This window comes from Streptomyces sp. NPDC029159 (assembly GCF_055564055.1).
The window spans coordinates 243,919-260,453 of the sequence record NZ_JBVHWT010000003.1 but is presented as its reverse complement, the minus strand read 5'-3'; the positions used below and the strand labels follow the sequence as shown (position 1 = coordinate 260,453).

The 16,535-nt window shown below is 71.8% G+C and carries 15 protein-coding genes and 1 tRNA gene; 5 read left to right on the top strand and 11 right to left on the bottom strand.

Translation table 11 applies throughout. The features are described 5' to 3' along the window. Positions 1 to 91 precede the first annotated feature (91 nt). Positions 92 to 165, bottom strand: a tRNA-Met gene (locus ACZ4U4_RS08165). A 116-nt stretch (positions 166 to 281) separates the two neighbouring features. Next, positions 282 to 3,206, bottom strand: coding sequence for a UPF0182 family membrane protein (locus ACZ4U4_RS08160; protein WP_467870260.1), 2,925 nt, complete (start codon positions 3,204 to 3,206; stop codon positions 282 to 284). Between the two features lie 116 nt (positions 3,207 to 3,322). On the opposite strand from ACZ4U4_RS08160, the gene ACZ4U4_RS08155 reads away from it, so the two are divergent. Further along, positions 3,323 to 3,877 (top strand): PPA1309 family protein, encoded by a 555-nt coding sequence (locus tag ACZ4U4_RS08155; RefSeq protein ID WP_467870258.1) that lies wholly within the window; start codon positions 3,323 to 3,325, stop codon positions 3,875 to 3,877. Positions 3,878 to 3,968: 91 nt separating this feature from the next. On the opposite strand, the gene ACZ4U4_RS08150 is transcribed toward ACZ4U4_RS08155, so the two are convergent. From ACZ4U4_RS08150 to ACZ4U4_RS08135, 4 genes are all read right to left on the bottom strand, one after another. Beyond that, positions 3,969 to 5,060, bottom strand: coding sequence for a YlbL family protein (locus tag ACZ4U4_RS08150; RefSeq protein WP_467870255.1), 1,092 nt, complete (start codon positions 5,058 to 5,060; stop codon positions 3,969 to 3,971). 120 nt (positions 5,061 to 5,180) lie between these two features. Next, entirely contained in the window at positions 5,181 to 5,354 is a 174-nt protein-coding gene (locus ACZ4U4_RS08145; RefSeq protein ID WP_185993890.1) for a hypothetical protein, read from the bottom strand. Between the two features lie 180 nt (positions 5,355 to 5,534). Then, positions 5,535 to 6,014 carry a molybdenum cofactor biosynthesis protein MoaE gene (locus ACZ4U4_RS08140; RefSeq protein WP_391640352.1) on the bottom strand — a complete coding sequence of 160 codons (480 nt, stop codon included), beginning with the start codon at positions 6,012 to 6,014 and terminating at the stop codon, positions 5,535 to 5,537. 118 nt (positions 6,015 to 6,132) lie between these two features. Continuing rightward, positions 6,133 to 7,284 carry an SDR family oxidoreductase gene (locus tag ACZ4U4_RS08135; protein WP_467870250.1) on the bottom strand — a complete coding sequence of 384 codons (1,152 nt, stop codon included), beginning with the start codon at positions 7,282 to 7,284 and terminating at the stop codon, positions 6,133 to 6,135. 191 nt (positions 7,285 to 7,475) lie between these two features. On the opposite strand from ACZ4U4_RS08135, the gene ACZ4U4_RS08130 reads away from it, so the two are divergent. Both ACZ4U4_RS08130 and ACZ4U4_RS08125 read left to right on the top strand, forming a co-directional pair. Then, complete coding sequence (locus ACZ4U4_RS08130) at positions 7,476 to 8,936, top strand: zinc-dependent metalloprotease (RefSeq protein ID WP_467870248.1); 1,461 nt, start codon at positions 7,476 to 7,478, stop codon at positions 8,934 to 8,936. After that, entirely contained in the window at positions 8,933 to 9,463 is a 531-nt protein-coding gene (locus tag ACZ4U4_RS08125) for an NUDIX hydrolase (RefSeq protein WP_467870245.1), read from the top strand. The genes ACZ4U4_RS08130 and ACZ4U4_RS08125 overlap by 4 nt, the downstream gene beginning before the upstream one ends. 56 nt (positions 9,464 to 9,519) lie before the next feature. Here ACZ4U4_RS08125 and ACZ4U4_RS08120 read toward each other — a convergent pair whose 3' ends face one another. The 4 genes from ACZ4U4_RS08120 to ACZ4U4_RS08105 form a co-directional block, all read right to left on the bottom strand. Continuing rightward, positions 9,520 to 10,278, bottom strand: a complete 759-nt coding sequence (locus ACZ4U4_RS08120; protein ID WP_467870242.1) for an AIM24 family protein — start codon at positions 10,276 to 10,278, stop codon at positions 9,520 to 9,522. Between the two features lie 16 nt (positions 10,279 to 10,294). Then, on the bottom strand, positions 10,295 to 10,978 hold the full coding sequence (locus ACZ4U4_RS08115; RefSeq protein WP_467870239.1) for an AIM24 family protein: 684 nt from the start codon (positions 10,976 to 10,978) through the stop codon (positions 10,295 to 10,297). Between the two features lie 14 nt (positions 10,979 to 10,992). Further along, positions 10,993 to 12,657: a TerD family protein gene (locus ACZ4U4_RS08110; RefSeq protein WP_467870237.1), complete on the bottom strand. Its 1,665-nt coding sequence runs from the start codon at positions 12,655 to 12,657 to the stop codon at positions 10,993 to 10,995. 105 nt (positions 12,658 to 12,762) lie between these two features. Next, positions 12,763 to 13,329, bottom strand: a complete 567-nt coding sequence (locus tag ACZ4U4_RS08105; RefSeq protein ID WP_467870921.1) for a M48 metallopeptidase family protein — start codon at positions 13,327 to 13,329, stop codon at positions 12,763 to 12,765. 234 nt (positions 13,330 to 13,563) lie between these two features. Between ACZ4U4_RS08105 and ACZ4U4_RS08100 the strand changes: the two genes are divergently transcribed. Both ACZ4U4_RS08100 and ACZ4U4_RS08095 read left to right on the top strand, forming a co-directional pair. Next, entirely contained in the window at positions 13,564 to 14,700 is a 1,137-nt protein-coding gene (locus ACZ4U4_RS08100; protein WP_467870234.1) for a ThiF family adenylyltransferase, read from the top strand. 34 nt (positions 14,701 to 14,734) lie between these two features. Continuing rightward, complete coding sequence (locus ACZ4U4_RS08095) at positions 14,735 to 16,144, top strand: ABC1 kinase family protein (protein ID WP_467870232.1); 1,410 nt, start codon at positions 14,735 to 14,737, stop codon at positions 16,142 to 16,144. Between the two features lie 35 nt (positions 16,145 to 16,179). On the opposite strand, the gene ACZ4U4_RS08090 is transcribed toward ACZ4U4_RS08095, so the two are convergent. Beyond that, positions 16,180 to 16,443, bottom strand: coding sequence for a hypothetical protein (locus ACZ4U4_RS08090; RefSeq protein ID WP_467870954.1), 264 nt, complete (start codon positions 16,441 to 16,443; stop codon positions 16,180 to 16,182). Positions 16,444 to 16,535: the final 92 nt, after the last annotated feature.

Genomic DNA, 16,535 nt, shown 5'->3' with positions numbered 1-16,535 from the left:
GGAAGAACGCGACCGACCGGTCGGGTACCCGGTGCGGCCGCGCTCATGACGAAGGCCCGGATTCTCGAAGAATCCGGGCCTTCATCGTCAGTAGCGGGGACAGGATTTGAACCTGCGACCTCTGGGTTATGAGCCCAGCGAGCTACCGAGCTGCTCCACCCCGCGCCGTTGTGTTCTCAACCTACCACGGCACGGGGCGGGGTCCGTGCAGACCCCGCCCCGGCTCACGGTGCCCGGTGGCCGCCGCGGAGTGCGGCGGCCACCACAGGCGGTCCGGGCGGTCAGCCGCCGGAGCCGCCGCCCTTCTTGTCCGCCTTCTTCTCGGCGGCCGCGGCGCGGTCCAGCGCCTCCTTGAGCTTCTTCTGGGCGTCGCCGTACGCACTCCAGTCGCCGTCGACCCGGGCCTTCTCGCCCGCCTCGTACGCCTTCTGTGCGTCGTTCAGCGCCTCCTGCACCGACTGGTCCGTCGGCGGCTGGGTCGTCTCCCCGCCGGCGGGCGGTTCCTCACCCGGTGCCGTACTGCTCGGTGCCTTCTTGCCGAAGACGACGTCCAGCGCGTCCTTGAGGGAGTTCTCCAGGACGGGCTTGTTGTCGCCGTAGCTCACCAGCACCTTCTTCAGGAGCGGGTAGTTGGTGTTGGCGCCGCGCAGATAGACCGGCTCGACGTAGAGCAGACCGCCGTCGAGCGGCACGGTCAGCAGATTGCCGTACTCGATCTCCGAGTCACCGAACTTCTTGAGGATGTTCAGTTCGTTGGCGATCTGCGGATCGGAGTTGAACTTCGACTGCACCAGCTGCGGACCCGGCACCGGCGTCTCCGACGGCAGCTTCAGGATTCTGATCTTGCCGTAGTCGCCGCTGGTGGCGTTCGCGTCGACGGCCATGAACGCCCCGAGGTTGTCCCTCTTGTTGGGCGTGAACGTCGTCGTCAGCGAGAACGTCTGATCCTTCTGGTCCGGCATCTTCATGCTCAGGTAGTACGGCGGCACGGAGTTGCCCGACTTGTTGGTCGGATCGTTGGGGATCTGCCAGCGCTCGGAGCCGGTGTAGAAGGTGCCCGGGTCCGTGACGTGGTACGTCGTCAGCAGCTGCCGCTGGACCTTGAAGAGGTCCTGCGGGTAGCGCAGGTGCTCCATCAGCTGCGGGCTGATCTTGTCCCGCGGCTCGACCGTGCCGGGGAAGGACTTCATCCAGGTCTTGAGGACCGGGTCCGCCTTGTCCCACTGGTAGAGCTTGACGCTGCCGTCGTACGCGTCGACCGTCGCCTTCACGGAGTTGCGGATGTAGTTGACCTGGTTCTGCTGGGCCATCACCGCCCGCTGTCCGTTGGTGAGCGAGTCGGCGGTGGTGTCACCGAGCGTGGTCCGCGAGGCGTACGGATAGCCGTTGCTCGTGGTGTACGCGTCGACGATCCACTGGACCCGGCCGTTGATGACCGCCGGGTAGGCGTCGCCGTCGATGGTCAGCCACGGCGCGACCGCCTCGACGCGCTCCTTGGGCGTGCGGTTGTAGAGGATCTTCGAACCGTCGCCGATCGCCCCGGAGTAGAGGATCTGCGGCTCACCGAACGCCACCGCGTAGGCGGCGCGGTTGACCGGGTTGGAGAGGCTGACGCCGCTCTTGCCCTGGTAGGTGTAGCTCTTCTCGCCGCTGTCGTCGGAGTAGTCCAGCTCCTTCTGCGGACCGCCGACGATGGAGTACTGCGTGGTCTTCTCGCCGTAGTAGATCCGCTGCTCGTACGTGGGCAGCTTGCCCTTGGACGGCAGGTCGGACTCGGTGTACTTCGGGCCGCCGCCCTCCGTGGTCTCGGTGCCCTTCGCCGCCACCGCGCCGTAGCCGTGGGTGTACTTGAAGTGGTCGTTGATCCAGTTGCGCTCGGGGATACCGGCGATGTTCAGCTCACGCAGACCGATGACGGTGTCCTGCTCGACGCCGTCCTTGTCCTTGTACCGGTCCACATCCAGGGTGGAGGGGAACTGGTAGTAGCCGCGCACCTGCTGCTGTTGCTGGAACGCCGGGGAGACGACGTTCGGGTCGAGCAGCCGCATGCTGGCGGTGGTGTCGGCGTTGTCCCGGAGCTTCTGGCTCTCCGCCTTGCTGCCGGGCTGGTAGTCACCCTTGTAGCCGGTGACCTTCGAGTTCTGGATGTCGTACGCGTCCCGCGTCGCCTTGATGTTCTGCTTGATGTACGGCGCTTCCTTGGCCTGCTCGTTCGGCTGGACCTGGAACTTCTGCACGATCGCCGGGTAGAGCCCGCCGATCAGCACCGCCGAGAGGACCATCAGGCCGAAGCCGATGACCGGCAGCTGCCAGGTGCGGCGCCACAGCGTCGCGAAGAACAGCACCGCGCAGATCGCCGCGATGAAGAACAGGATCGTTTTCGCCGGGAGGTAGGCGTTGGCGTCGACGTACCGCAGGCCCGTCCAGCCGTCGGCGGAGCGCAGCCCGCTCGACTTCACGGCGAGGCCGTAGCGGTCGAGCCAGTACGCGATGGCCTTGAGCGAGACGAAGAGGCCCAGCAGCACCGAGAGATGGCCGGTGGCCGCGGCGGTCGCGCGCGAGCCGGGGCTGGTGAGCCGCAGCCCGCCGTAGAGGTAGTGGGTGAGCGCGGCGGCGACCAGGCAGAGCACCACGGCGGCGAAGCCGAAGCTCAGCAGGAAGCGGTACCAGGGCAGATCGAAGGCGTAGAACGCGACGTCCTTGCCGAACTGCGGGTCCTTCTGACCGAACGGCACGCCGTTGATCCACTGGAGCCAGGTGCGCCACTCACCGGACGCGGAGGCTCCGGCGACCAGCCCGACGACCACGGAGATCGCCGGCAGCACCCACTTCTTGAAGGGCGCCAGGCTCATGCGGTAGCGGTCCAGGCTCTGCTGCTCCATGGACATCGCGCTGAGCGGCGGCCGCAGGCGGTGGGCCAGCCAGATGTTCACGCCGACGACCACGGCCATCAGCACGCCGAAGACGGCGAAGAGGCCGATCTTCGTCCACAGTGTGGTGGTGAAGACGGAGGCGTACTTCACCGAGCGGTACCAGAGCCAGTCGGTCCAGAACCCGGAGAACATCACAAAGAGCATGGCCAGGACGGCCAGTACGCCCACCGTCAGGAAAAGGGTCCGGGCCCGCCGCGACGGCCGGCCGACTCTCATCCGTGGCCCGGAAGGGCCTCCGCCGCGGTCCGGCATCTGGAAAGCCAAGGTGCGCACCTCGAAGATCGCTGTCGTGTGGAACAGGCCCGGGAGATAGTAGGACCCACTCCACCAACTTACGAAGGCTTTACCCGGTTCCCGATTTCCGGGGTTCACAGGGCACGATGTGAAACATGACGAACAACCCCGTGGACGGCACTCCGCTCGCCGCCTCTCCGCTGACCCGCGCGGTACTCGAGATCGACGAGTACAGCGCCGGGCTGGGCTGGGACCAGCCCGCCCGACTCTTCGCCCTCGTGGACTCCGCCAAGCTGCGGGAACAGGAGCCCGCGCTCGCCTCCCAGCTGGGCATCGACGACGACGCCGCCGCGTCGCTGACCCCTGTCGAGCAGGACGAGATCCCCGCCGGGACCCCGCTCGACGAATTCCTCGCCACCATCGCCTGGCCCGACGCGGTCGCCGGCTGCGCGCTGACCGTGGAGCGGCTGATGCTGCCGCCGTCGGCCGAGGACTCGGTGCCCGCGGGGCTGGACGAGAAGCAGCTCGCCGCGTGGGTGGCGAAGCACCCGGACCGCCAGGAGGTCCGGATGACCGTGGCGGTGCTGCGGGACGGCTCCCGCGAGTCGGCGCTGCGGCTGCGCGAGAAGGACGCGACGTCCGAGGTGCTCACGGGCGCCTCGCTGGTGCCGGGCCTCGCGGACGCGCTGGCGGCGACGTTCGAGGCGTGACCGGTGGCGGGCGGCGTACGGGGCGGCTCCCCGTACGCCGGACGCGGCCCCCGGGGCGTCACGGCCCCATGAAGATCGGAACGACGCCCCTCTAGTGGGATATGGAGCAGCTGGGCAGGCCCTCGGGGTGCCCGCTGCTGATCTTCTTCAGCGCCTGGACGGCGTCGCCCATGGTGTCGACCTTCACCAGAGTGAGGCCCTCGGGGGTGTCCTTCGCCGCGGAGGCGCAGTTGTCCTTCGGCGTGAGGAAGTACTGGGCGCCCTTGGCGCGGGCGCCGACCGTCTTCATCGAGATGCCGCCGATCGGGCCGACCTTGCCCTGGTCGTCGATGGTGCCGGTGCCGGCGATGAACTTGCCGCCGGTCAGGCTCTGCGGGCTGAGCTTGTCGACGATGCCGAGGGCGAACATCAGCCCGGCGCTGGGGCCGCCGACGTCGGCGAGCTTCACGTCGATGCTGAACGGGAAGATGTGGTCGACGCCCGCCTGGATACCGACCAGGGCGCGCCCGCCGTCGGCCTTCACCGTGGGCACCGTGATGTCCTTGCGGCCGCTCTCGGGCCGCTGCCCCTTCTTCTCGGCCGCCGCCGCGTTCTTGGCGGGGATGACGGTGAAGACGACCTTCTCCCCCGGCTTGTGACGGGTGACGAGCTTGGTGACGTCGTCCTTCGCCTTCACCGGCGTACCGTCCACCGCCTTGATCACATCGCCGGCGTGCAGCAGTCCGTCGGCCGGCTTGCCCTTGAGCACGGAGGCGACGACGGTCTGCGTGGCGACGGGGATGTGCAGCTGCTCCAGCGCCGCGACCTTGGCGCTCTCCTGGGACTGGGAGAACTCCTCGGCGTTCTCCTGGTCGGCCTGCTCGGCGGTCTGCCCCTCGGGGTAGAGCGTCTTGTGCGGGACGACGGCGCTGTCGGGGTCGAGCCAGCCGTAGACCGCCTCCAGGAGGTTCATGGAGTAGTCGGGGCCGGTGACGCGGACGGTGGTCATGTTGAGGTGACCGTCCGTCGGATACGTCTTGCGGCCGGAGATCTGCAGCACCGGCTTGCCCTCATGCTCGCCGAGGGTGTTCACGGTGGGGCCCGGCGACATCTCGGAGTACGGCACGGGAATGAGCACCCCGGCGCAGAGCAGCGCGATCAGCATCAGTATCGAGGCGAGCAGCGTCGCGGTGCGGCGTGGCATGGAACGACAGTACGGGACGGGTATGACAACCGGCTCGCGGGGCCGTCCGTACGAGGCGACCGGCCGGTCCGGCGTCCGCCCGCCGCCCGGTGTGTTCCGGTTCGGCGGGCGGGCGCCGGGTCAGACCAGATCGGATCCGGAGTGCTCGCGCTCCATCGCGGCCCGGAAGCGTTCATATCCGGCAAGCTCCGCGATGTCGCCGCCGCTCCTGCGGTTGCGTTGTGCCCAGGTGCTCCACAGCATGGCGGCGAGCGCGGCGAGGACCGGAATCAACAGCCAGAGGAGCGCACCCATAGTGGCCTCCCGAAAGTGTCCCACCGCTATCGACGAATAAGCAGATTAACCATCTGCCAGGTCAACGCTCACGCCCGGGGGCAGGTTACGCAACCGGAACCCACCCACCCGGTTGGCTCCGTGGGCGGGGGCCGACCGGGCGGCGCGGCGGGGCCGGGCGCGTGAGCGGGCGGCGTGTCGTCAGGCGCCGACCCACTCCTCGGTGCCGTCGGAGAAGGTCTGGTGCTTCCAGATCGGGACGGTCGCCTTGAGGTCGTCGATCAGCCGGCGGCAGGCGGCGAACGCCTCGGCGCGGTGCGGGCAGGAGACCGCGACGACCACGGCGAGGTCGCCGACGGCCAGATCGCCGACGCGGTGGACGGCTGCCAGCGCGCGGACCGGGAAGTCGGCGGCGACCTTCTCGGCGACCTGCCGCAGCTCCGCCTCGGCCGTCGGATGCGCGGAGTAGCCCAGCGCGTCGACGTCGGTGCCGCCGTCGTGCGAGCGGACCGTGCCGACGAACAGCGCGGTGCCGCCCGCCGCGGCGTCGCCGACGGCCGCGAACACCTCGTCGACGGAGAGCGGCGTCTCGCGGACCGCCAGCAGCCGGACGGGGTCGGCCGCGCCCCGCTCTCCGGGGTGGTCACGGCCTGGGGTCGGGGTGACGTGCGTGCCAGACATGCCGCCATCGTGCCCCACCCGACCCCGGAAGGGGAATGGCCGTTTCCCCGGGGCGTGGGGCACACCACCTGGAGGGTCCTACAGGCGCGGCCCCGCCCGCCGCGCCCGGTGGCCGGCGTCAGATGCGGCGGCGGGCCTTGCGGGCACGGCGGACCAGGGCGGCGGTGCCCAGGAGGGCGACGGTCGCACCGGCGGCGCCCGCGGCGGTGGCGTCCTTGCGGCCCAGGCGGCGTCCGGCGACGGTGTGCCGCCCGGCGACCTCCTCCAGCAGCTCGGCGAGGACCTCCTCGTTGGTCCACCGGGGCCGCCAGCCCGCTTCGTGCAGCCGGCTGCCGCTGACCACCCAGGGGTGCATGGTGTACGCGAGGTCCCCGGCGGGCGAGGGGGTCAGCCCGATCCGGTGCAGCCGGGCCGCGGCGCCCAGGGCGACGGAGGACGGCAGCTCCATGCGCCGGATGCCGGAGAGCTCCTCGACCTCTTCCTGGTCCAGCCAGCCGTCGCAGCCGACCGCCAGTTCGCCCTCGACCTTCTCCAGGGCGGCGTACTCCAGGGCGTCGACCAGGTCCTCGACGTGGCAGAACTGCCAGGCGGGGCGGGAGCCGGCGACGACCAGGAGGCGCGGCGACTCGAAGTACCGGGTCAGCGCGGTGTCGGTGCCGCCCACGAGGACGGCGGGCCGGACGACGGTGCAGTTCAGGCCGGGGTGGGCGCGGGGTGCCCGCTGGGCGAGGCGTTCGATCTCCAGGAGGTCGCCGACCCCGGTGGCGTCGGCGGTGGCCCGCAGCTCGGCGTCCTCGGCGAGCGGGATGTCGTTGTCGGGCAGCGCGCCGTAGACCATCGCGGAGGTGCAGAGCACGACGCGGTGCACCCCTGCGGCGGCCGCGGCGGTGAGGACGGTCTGGGTGCCGCGGACGTTGTAGGCGGTGCGGGCCGCGGCGTCGGACTCCAGGTCGAGGTCGAGCGCGAGGTGGACGACGACGTCGGCGCCGTGCAGTTTCTCGGCGATGGCCGGGTCCCGGATGTCCAGGACGTGCCAGTGCGCCTCGGGGACGTCGCCGCGCCGCTCGTCGATGGCGATGACCTGCTTGACCTCGTCGGATGCGGCCAGGGCGCGGGTCAGCAGCGCGCCGACGCCGGTGGCGGCTCCGGTGACGGCGATGACGGGGCGGCGGCCGGGCCGCGGGGCCGGTTCTTCGGTACCGCGTCCGGTCTGCGGGGTCGGGGCGTCAGCGTTTCGCGCTGCGCGAACGGTCGGATCTGGGGAACTCACCGGGCGTCTCCAGCGGTTGTCTTCAGTACGTATGCGTACCGGCGCGTACGTACAGGTGGCGTCCATCCTGCCGCAGGCGTCCTGAGAGCGGAGCACCGAGCCCCGATGCTCCGAGGGTGTCTACGCTGGAGGGTGATGTCGGGCAGCCGCCGTCGGCCGAGGGCCGGCGGCCCTACGAGCCGAGGAAACCCGTGAGTGACACCCCATTCGGATTCGGCCTTCCGCCGGAGGAGCCGGAGGACGGCGACAACGGCAAGAAGAAGGGCGGCCAGGGAGGTAGCCAGGGCCCCGCGGACCCGTTCGGGTTCGGCAGCGGGAGCGGTGGCGCGGACAACCCGTTCGCGGCGCTCTTCGGCGGCATGGGCGGCCCGGAGGGCCAGATGAGCCCCGGCGACCTCGGCGCCGCCTTCCAGAAGCTGGGCCAGATGCTCTCGTACGAGGGCGGGCCGGTGAACTGGGAGATGGCCAAGGACATCGCGCGGCAGACGGTCGCGCAGGGCACCGAGGCCGGTGGCAAGGACGCGTCCGTCTCGCCCGGTGAGCGCACCGCGGTCGAGGAGGCGGTCCGCCTGGCGGACCTGTGGCTGGACGGTGTGACGTCGCTGCCGTCGGGCGCCGGGACGGTCGTGGCGTGGAGCCGGGCGGAGTGGGTCGAGGAGACCCTGCCGGTCTGGAAGGACCTGGTGAACCCGCTCGCGGAGCGCGTCGGGTCGGCGATGGGCGAGGTGCTGCCCGGTGAGATGCAGGCGATGGCCGGTCCGCTGCTGGGCATGATGCGCTCCATGGGTGGCGCGATGTTCGGCACCCAGATCGGGCAGGCGCTGGGCGTCCTGGCGGGCGAGGTCGTCGGTTCGACGGACGTGGGCCTGCCGCTGGGCCCGGCCGGCAAGGCGGCGCTGCTGCCCAAGAACATCACGACGTTCGGCTCCGGTCTGGGCGTGCCCGAGGAGGAGGTGCGGCTCTATCTGGCGCTGCGGGAGGCCGCCCATCAGCGGCTCTTCGCGCATGTGCCGTGGCTGCGCTCGCATCTGTTCGGGGCCGTGGAGGGGTACGCCCGCGGCATCAAGGTCGACACCTCGAAGCTGGAGGACGTCGTCGGCCAGATCGACCCGCAGCACCCCGAGGAGCTGCAGAACGCGCTGCAGTCCGGCATGTTCCAGCCGGAGGACACCCCGGAGCAGAAGGCCGCGCTGGCGCGGCTGGAGACGGCGTTGGCGCTGGTCGAGGGCTGGGTGGACGCGGTCGTGCACGCCGCCGCGGCGCCGCATCTGCCGTCGGCGGACGCGCTGCGGGAGACGCTGCGGCGGCGCCGGGCGACCGGTGGCCCGGCGGAGCAGACGTTCTCCACGCTGATCGGGCTGCAGCTGCGGCCGCGGCGGCTGCGGGACGCCTCCCGGCTGTGGGCGTCGCTGACGGACGCCCGGGGCCTGGAGGGCCGCGACGGTCTGTGGGCGCACCCGGACATGCTGCCGACCGCCGCCGATCTCGACGATCCGGACGGCTTCGTGCACCACGAGCAGATGGACTTCTCCGAGCTGGACAAGATGCTGGGCGATGCGGCGGGCGGCGGCAAGGACTCGCAGAAGCCGCAGGCGGACGGCGGTTCCGGTGCGGACGGCGAGGACGACGCGAAGGGCGAAGGCGGCCGGTGAGCCTGCACGACGAGGCGGCGCGGGCGCTCAAGGAGTGGCCCGCGCCGTCGCCTGACCAGGAAGAGCTGCGGCTTTCGTATCTGGAGCATCTGACCGCGCACCCCGACGGCATGTGGAAGCCTTGCGCGGCGGGGCATCTGACGGCGAGCGCGCTGGTGGTCGATCCGGCGGGCGGGCGGGTGCTGCTGACGCTGCACCGCAAGCTGAAGATGTGGCTGCAGATGGGCGGCCACTGCGAGCCCGGGGACGCCACGTTGGCGGACGCGGCGCTGCGCGAGGCGCGTGAGGAGTCCGGTATCGCGCGGGGGCTGGAGCTGCTGCCCGGCGGCCCGGTGCGGCTGGATCGCCATCACACGCCGTGTGCCTGGCATCTGGATGTGCAGTTCGCGGCGGTGGCGCCCGAGGGCGCGGTGGAGCGGATCAGCGACGAGTCGCTGGATCTGCGGTGGTTCCGGTACGCCGAGGTCGCCGCCGTGGCCGATGCGTCGGTGGTACGGCTGGTCGAGGGCGCACGGGCGCTGTTGTAGCAGCCGGTCGCGGGGCCGGGCCCGGGTGGATTGCCGCCCGGCCCGGCCCTGCGCCGTCAGTTGGTGAAGATGTTGCCCTGGTTGTAGCCGCGGGCGCCCTGCTGGCCCATGCCGAACTGTGCGGCGATGCCGGAGCCGATGACGGCGTTCTGCGGCGGGAGCAGTTCGCTGGGCTGGACCAGGGCGTATCCCTGGCCGAGGAAGCTCAGCTCCCAGCCTTCGCCGGTGTGGCCGCGGCGCCGCCAGACGCCGGAGGAGTGCGTCTGGGCCTGCATCTGGACCCGCAGCGACGCGGACCAGGCGACGACGGCGTCGGCGTCGGCGTTGACGTACGTCTCGGGGGTGACCGGCAGCATCAGCGGCTGGCCGGAGGTCATCAGGACGACCCTGCCCTGACCTGCGATGTTGAGCTGGTACTTGCCGGTGCCGGAGATGCCGTAGTGGCTGTCGACGGAGACGGCGTCCCAGTGGAGGCCGGAGTCGAGCGCCAGGACGTAGCTGCTGTCGACGGTCAGGCCCTGGTGGTCCACGTCGAGGATGTGGACGTACTGGGCGAGGTTGGCGAGGTAGACGGTGCCCTGGCCGGAGATGCGCATCAGGTCCAGGCCCTCGCCGGTGACGGCGCGGGTGTGGTGCCGGCCCTGGGTCTGGTAGTCCCCCTCGAATTCGAGGAGTCCCTGGTAGGCGACCATGGAGCCCTTGCGGGCGAGGAGGTCCTCGTGTCCTTGGAGGGCGACGCGCAGCAGCTGGGAGTTCTGCAGGGCGTAGCGGTCCTGGGTCTGTGTCTCGGTGTGGGCGAAAAGCGGGCTCTGCATGTTCCTCGGTCCCCCTTCAGCCCCGGGCCCGGAGCCGGTCGGTGCTGTCCTCGCTGGGCTGGACGACGACGAAGCCCTGGCCGGAGAAGCCGAGCTGGTACGCCTCGCCGCTGCCGCGTCCGATCATCGAGGACGCCTTGAAGCTGCGCTTGCCCTTCATCTTCAGGTGGGTCGACCAGGCCACGAGGGCGTCGGGGTCGACGTACGTCTCGTCCGCACCGCGCCCGCAGTCGACGACGACGGGGGTGCCGCGGGAGGTGAGGGCGACCCAGCCGGTGCCGGATATGCCGACGTTGAACAGCCCCTGACCGGCGAACTTGGCCATGCCTTTGACGCGTTGGACGCCCCATTGCAGCTGGGCGTCGAGGGCGAGGAGGTTGGTGCCGCTGACGGACAGCGACTCGTCGTCGAGGTGGATACAGACGACGTCGGCGCCGTAGTCGGCGAGGTAGAGGACGCCGTCGCCGCTGCACTTCATCAGCGGGGCGCCCTCTCCGGTGATCCACTGGGATGCCATCTGGCGGACGGCGGGCGGGTTGGGTTCGTACTGGATGAAGCCCTCGTAGGCGATCATCGATCCGGTGCGGGCGAAGACGTCGTGGCCGCTCTGCATGGCGATCTTGACCATGGCGCTGCCGTGGTTCTCCATGCGGGCGGCGGGCGGGGTCGGGGCGTAGCCCGACAGCTGCTGCTGGGTCATGGTGGCGGGCTCCCTCAGACCTCGTAGGGCTGGACGACGATGAAGTTGCCGGGCGCGCCGCGGAATTGGAGGTTCACGGACTCGCCGGAGTGGCCGGGGTAGGCGTGGCGGCGCATGCTCACCTGGCTGGAGACGATCACCTGCGCGGCGGCGGACCAGGCCACGACGGCGTTGGCGTCGGCGAAGGTGGTGGGGGTGACGGGCAGGACGACGGGGGTGCCGTGGGTCTTGATGACGACGGTGCCGGTGCCCTGGAACTGCAGGGTGAACAGGGCGCCCCCGGGTATGCCGTGGCCTTCGACGCGGCGGACCTCGTGCTGGAGCGACTCGTCGAAGGCGAGGACGCTGTCGGCGGAGACGCACAGGGCGTCGCCCTGGAGCTCGACGGGGTGGAGGTGGGTGCTGTCCTCGGCGAAGAAGACCTGGCCCTGGCCGGTGCAGCGCATCAGCTGCATCTCCTGGCCGGTGGCGTTGCCGACGAGGCGGCCGCGGAGGCCCGCGCCCTTGTAGGTGAAGTCGACCTTGCCCTGGTAGAGCACCATGCTGCCCTGGCGGGCGAGGACGGGCTGTCCGTCGATGCCGAGGTCGACGCGGACCAGCTTGCTGTTCTGGAGCGTCCAGCGCTGCCCGGTGGGGGCTTCCTTGTACTTCTCCAGCACGACGCCGAGCCCGGGCCCGCCGTCCGGCGGCACGACCGGCGCCTGGCCGGGGTGGGGCATGCCGGGGGCCTGCCCGTACGGGGCGGGGGCCTGCGGCGGGAACTGTGCGGGCGGCGCTGCCTGGGGCGCGCCGGGTGCGGGCGCTCCGCCGTAGGGGGGCTGGCCCGGGGCGCCGTAGGGGGTGTGGCCGGGCGCCGGGTGCCCGTACGGGGCCGGGTGCCTGCCGCCGGGGATGCCGGGGGCGGAGGGCGGCGGCACGGGGGCTGCGGGCGGCGTCATCGGGGCGCCGGGCGGGACGAGGGGCGCGGCCATGGTGGGCGCGCTGTGCAGTGGGGCCGCGGCGGGCTGCGGCTGCTGGGGCGCGGACGGCTGCGGTGCGGGCGCCGGGGCCTGCGGTGCGGCGGGCGCGGCGAAGGCCGGGGGCGGGCCTGCGGGCGGGGCGAAGGCGGGTGCGGCCGGTGCGGGCGCGGCGGGCTCGGGCGTCGCCTCCTCCTCGACGACCTCGCCGCCGAAGTTCTTGAGCAGCGCCTCCAGGCCGCCGTCGAAGCCCTGGCCGACGGCGGCGAACCGCCAGACGTCCTTGAGGTAGAAGTCACCGAGCATCACGGCGCGTTCGGTGCTGAACTCGGAGCCGTTGAAGGAGTAGCGGGCGACCTCTTCGCCGCCGGCGACGATGCGGAGGTAGCCGGGGCCGATCCGGGAGATCTGGCCGTCGCCGTCGAGAGCGGCGGTGAAGGACAGCTTCCGGATGTGCGACGGGATGCGGTCGAGCGTGACCCGGAACGACTGGGTGTCACCGGCCTGTTCGCCGAGTTGCTGGATGGCCTGCTCGGGCGAGGCGGGCTGGTTGAAGAAGACGAAGTACCGGTCGTCGGAGAGCCGTTCGTCGGCGTCCAGGCCGAAACAGCTGATGTCGAAGGTGAGTCCCGGACCGCCGATCTGCACACCGACGTACAGGTCGGTCCCTGCCGTCAGGTCACCGATCCTGGCCTTGTGGCCTCGCTGGAATTCCCTGGCCATAGGTAACGCCTGTCCCCCCGCTCCGGCTGTGAGTTGGTACCACGCGCCAGGCTATCCGCTGCCACCGACAGCGCGTTTCGCCGGGGCGTGACCTGCGTCGGCCGGTCAGTCGGCCGGTTCGGGCGGGTGTGGCAGCCGCGCGGCGGCGGCGACGCCTTCGAGATAGCCCCGGGCCCGTTCGGTGCGCGGGTAGGCGTCGAGCAGCTGCCAGAACCGCGGTCCGTGCCCGGGCACCAGGAGGTGGGCGAGTTCGTGCAGCAGGACGTAGTCGACGACGTATTCCGGCATGCCCTGGAGGCGGTGGGAGAGGCGGATGGTGCCCTCGGCCGGGGTGCACGAACCCCAGCGGCTGTTCTGGTTGGTGACCCAGCGCACCGACGCGGGCCGGGCCTCGCCGCCCAGGAACCGGGCCGACAGCTCGGCGGCCCGCTCGGTCAGCTCGGCGTCGCCGGGGCGCCGCCTGCCGTCCTTCGCGGCGAGCCGCTCCAGCATCACGGCGACCCAGCGCTCCTCCTCCGCCCGGGACATCCGGTCCGGTATGAGGACGACGGTGCGGTCGCCCTCCCGGCGGGCGGAGACGGTGGTGCGCCGACGCGCGCTGCGCCGCACTTCGACGGGGCCGGGCGGGGCGGCGGGGGTGGAGCCGCGGGGGTCGGGGGTGGCGGGTCGCAGGGGTGCTCCTTCTCCGTGGTGGACGGGTGGACAGGGCCGGTGGGCCGTGCCCGAGGCTACTCGCGGCCTCCGACATCCGGCCCCGGCCTGTCCACAGCCCGTCGTATTCGTACGACTGCGGGGTGCGGGCCTGTGGACAACTCCGGGGGTGTGGCGGCTGTCGGCGCATGCTGGGTCCTCACACGCGGAGAACCGCGGACGGATCGGGGAACGGGGGCGGATGCGATGCGTCCGATGATCAAGCCGGCGCTGCGGCGCGGTTGGCGGGACGGGGCGACGGTGCAGTACGGCGTGGCGCCGGCGCATGCGGTGGTGGTGGGGCCCGTCGACATCGCGACGGGCTACTTCCTCGACATGATCGACGGCACCCGCACCATGGACGAGCTGCTCGCCCAGGCCCCTGCGCTGGACCTGACGCCCGCCCGTGCGCGGAAGGTGGTGGAGCGGTTGGGTGCCGCGGGGCTGCTGGAGGTGGCGTCCGGCGGCGGTCCCGGGGCCGACGCGGTCCGGGCGGACACCGCGGCCTGTGCCCGGCTCCGGCCGGATCTGGCGTCGCTGTCGGTGCGGTATCCGGAGGCCACCGGTGCGTGGGGGCGGATGGGGGCGCGGCGGGCGGTCCGTGCGCGGGTGCGGGGCACGGGGCGGGTGGGGGCGGCGGTCGCCGCGTTGCTGTCCGCGTCGGGTATCGGCCGGGTGGAGGTGCTGGACGGCGGAAAGGTCGAGCCGTGGGACGTGCTGCCGGGCGGGTACCGCGCGGATCAGGTCGGTGAGCGGCGGGACGTGGCCGCGCGCCGGTTGGTGCGGGAGGCGTCACCGTGGGGGCGCGTCCCGCGGCCGGTGGTCCCGGTGAGCGAGTCCGGCGAGCCGGGCCTGTCCCTGGTGATCCTCACCCCACGGGACGGCCTGGGGGCGTACGTCCCCGATCCGCTGCTGTCCGAGCCGCTGTTGACAGCCGGTATCCCTCATCTGTACGCGGGGGTGGTCGAGGGCACGGGCGTGGTGGGGCCGCTGGTGGTGCCGGGGCTGTCCGCGTGCGCGGGCTGCGATGAGCTGCGGCGTACGGAGGCGGAGCCGGCGTGGCCGAGGCTGCTGGCCCAGTGGCGGTCGGGCCGGGGCTCCGCCGCGGTCCCGGCGTGTGACGCGTCGCTGGCGACGATGGTCGCGGGGCAGGCGGCGGCGCAGGCGTTGACGTTCCTCGACGGGACGTTGCCACCGTGCACGGGCGCCCGGTGGGAGTTCGCACTGCCCGGTGCGGGCATGCGCACCTCGTCGATCGTGCCGCATCCGGAGTGCGGGTGCGGTGCCGCGCGGTCGACGGCGTCCGAGGATGCCTCGGATCCGCAGCGGCGGCACGCCACAATGACGGAGTAACCCCGCTTGGGGACAGTGTGAGTTGGAGGGGCGCATGTCTGATCTTCCCCGTAAGGCGGTCACCCGCACCGCCAAGCTGGCCGCGCTGCCCCTGGGGTTCGCCGGTCGCGCCACCTGGGGGCTGGGCAAACGGATCGGCGGCCGGTCGGCCGAGATCGTCGGCCGCGAACTGCAGCAACGCACCGCCGAGCAGCTCTTCAAAGTTCTGGGTGAGCTGAAGGGAGGGGCCATGAAGTTCGGGCAGGCGCTGTCCGTCTTCGAGTCGGCGCTGCCGGAAGAGGTGGCCGGTCCCTACCGTGCGGCGCTGACCAAGCTCCAGGAGGCGGCGCCGCCGATGCCGGCGAGCACGGTGCACACCGTTCTCGCCGAGCGGCTGGGCGAGGAGTGGCGGGAGCTGTTCCAGGAGTTCGAGGACAAGCCGTCGGCCGCCGCATCGATCGGCCAGGTGCACCGGGCCGTGTGGCACGACGGCCGTCCCGTGGCGGTGAAGGTGCAGTATCCGGGCGCCGGTGCGGCCCTGCTGTCCGATCTCGCCCAACTGAGCCGCTTCGCCCGCCTGCTGGGCCCGCTGATCCCCGGCATGGACATCAAACCGCTGATCAGCGAGTTGCGGGACCGGGTGGCGGAGGAGCTGGACTACGCGCTGGAGGCCGAGGCACAGCAGGCGCACGCCGTGGAGTTCGACGGCGACGAGGACGTCCGGGTCCCCGCCGTGGTGCACCAGAGCGAGCAGGTACTGGTCACCGAGTGGCTGGACGGCATACCGCTGGCGGAGGTCATCGCCGACGGCACCCCGGAGCAGCGGGACCGTGCGGGGCAGTTGCTGGCACGGTTCCTGTTCTCCGGCCCGGCGCGTACCGGCCTGCTCCACGCCGATCCGCATCCGGGCAACTTCCGGCTGCTGGCCGACGACGGGCCGGTGAGCGGATGGCGGCTCGGCGTCCTGGACTTCGGGACGGTGGACCGGCTGCCCGAGGGCCTCCCGCCGACGATCGGCACCGCCCTGCGCAGGACGCTGGAGGGTCAGGCCGAGGTGGTCTACCAGCAGCTGTGCGACGAAGGGTTCGTGAAGGACTCCATCGAGCTGGATCCGGAGGCGGTGCTGGAGTATCTGTTGCCGATCATCGAACCGGCGCAGGTCGAGGAGTTCACCTTCACCCGGGATTGGATGCGGCGTCAGGCCGCCCGGATCGGCGACCCCCGCTCCCCCGCCCACCAACTGGGCAAACAACTCAACCTCCCCCCGTCCTACCTGCTGATACACCGGGTGACGCTGAGCACCATCGGAGTGCTGTGCCAGCTGGGGGCGGAGGTCAGGCTGCGCGACGAACTCGCCGACTGGCTCCCGGGCTTCATCTCCCCGGACGCGCCCGCGGAGGAGCCGGACGAGGAGGAGGCGACGGAGCCGGACGGCCGGGTGGCGGAGGAGGAGCCCATCGGCTGATGCCGGGGCGCCGCGGCCACCGCCGCGCGCAACGGTCACCAGTGGCCGGAGTCCAGGCGTCCTTCGATGGAGCGGAGGTTCTCCCGCGCGCAGCCGTCGCAGAAATAGCGGCGGACACCGTGCTCCACCGAGCAGGTCCACAGCGGCGGGCTTCCTTCGGCGACCGCGCCGCAGCGGGCGCAGGAGATACCAGGTGCGGCGCCGTCCCGGCCGCCCGTGCTCGTACCGGGGCGGTCCCCGGCGTCGGTGTCGGTCTCGGCCGTCGGCTGCTGCGCCGTGCCGTGCGTCGTGCGGTCCACCGTACGACGATATCCCTGCCGCCCCCGTCACGGCGGAAACACGCGGCCGGGGCCCGCCCGACCGGACGGGCCCCGGGCCCACGGTGCACGGA

Excerpts from the sequence above, each read along its gene's own strand:
- ACZ4U4_RS08155 (WP_467870258.1), top strand. The coding sequence starts at position 3,323 with ATGACGAACAACCCCGTGGACGGCACTCCGCTCGCCGCCTCTCCGCTG.
- ACZ4U4_RS08150 (WP_467870255.1), bottom strand. The coding sequence starts at position 5,060 with ATGCCACGCCGCACCGCGACGCTGCTCGCCTCGATACTGATGCTGATC.
- ACZ4U4_RS08145 (WP_185993890.1), bottom strand. The coding sequence starts at position 5,354 with ATGGGTGCGCTCCTCTGGCTGTTGATTCCGGTCCTCGCCGCGCTCGCC.
- ACZ4U4_RS08140 (WP_391640352.1), bottom strand. The coding sequence starts at position 6,014 with ATGTCTGGCACGCACGTCACCCCGACCCCAGGCCGTGACCACCCCGGA.
- ACZ4U4_RS08120 (WP_467870242.1), bottom strand. The coding sequence starts at position 10,278 with ATGCAGAGCCCGCTTTTCGCCCACACCGAGACACAGACCCAGGACCGC.
- ACZ4U4_RS08115 (WP_467870239.1), bottom strand. The coding sequence starts at position 10,978 with ATGACCCAGCAGCAGCTGTCGGGCTACGCCCCGACCCCGCCCGCCGCC.
- ACZ4U4_RS08110 (WP_467870237.1), bottom strand. The coding sequence starts at position 12,657 with ATGGCCAGGGAATTCCAGCGAGGCCACAAGGCCAGGATCGGTGACCTG.
- ACZ4U4_RS08100 (WP_467870234.1), top strand. The coding sequence starts at position 13,564 with ATGATCAAGCCGGCGCTGCGGCGCGGTTGGCGGGACGGGGCGACGGTG.
- ACZ4U4_RS08095 (WP_467870232.1), top strand. The coding sequence starts at position 14,735 with ATGTCTGATCTTCCCCGTAAGGCGGTCACCCGCACCGCCAAGCTGGCC.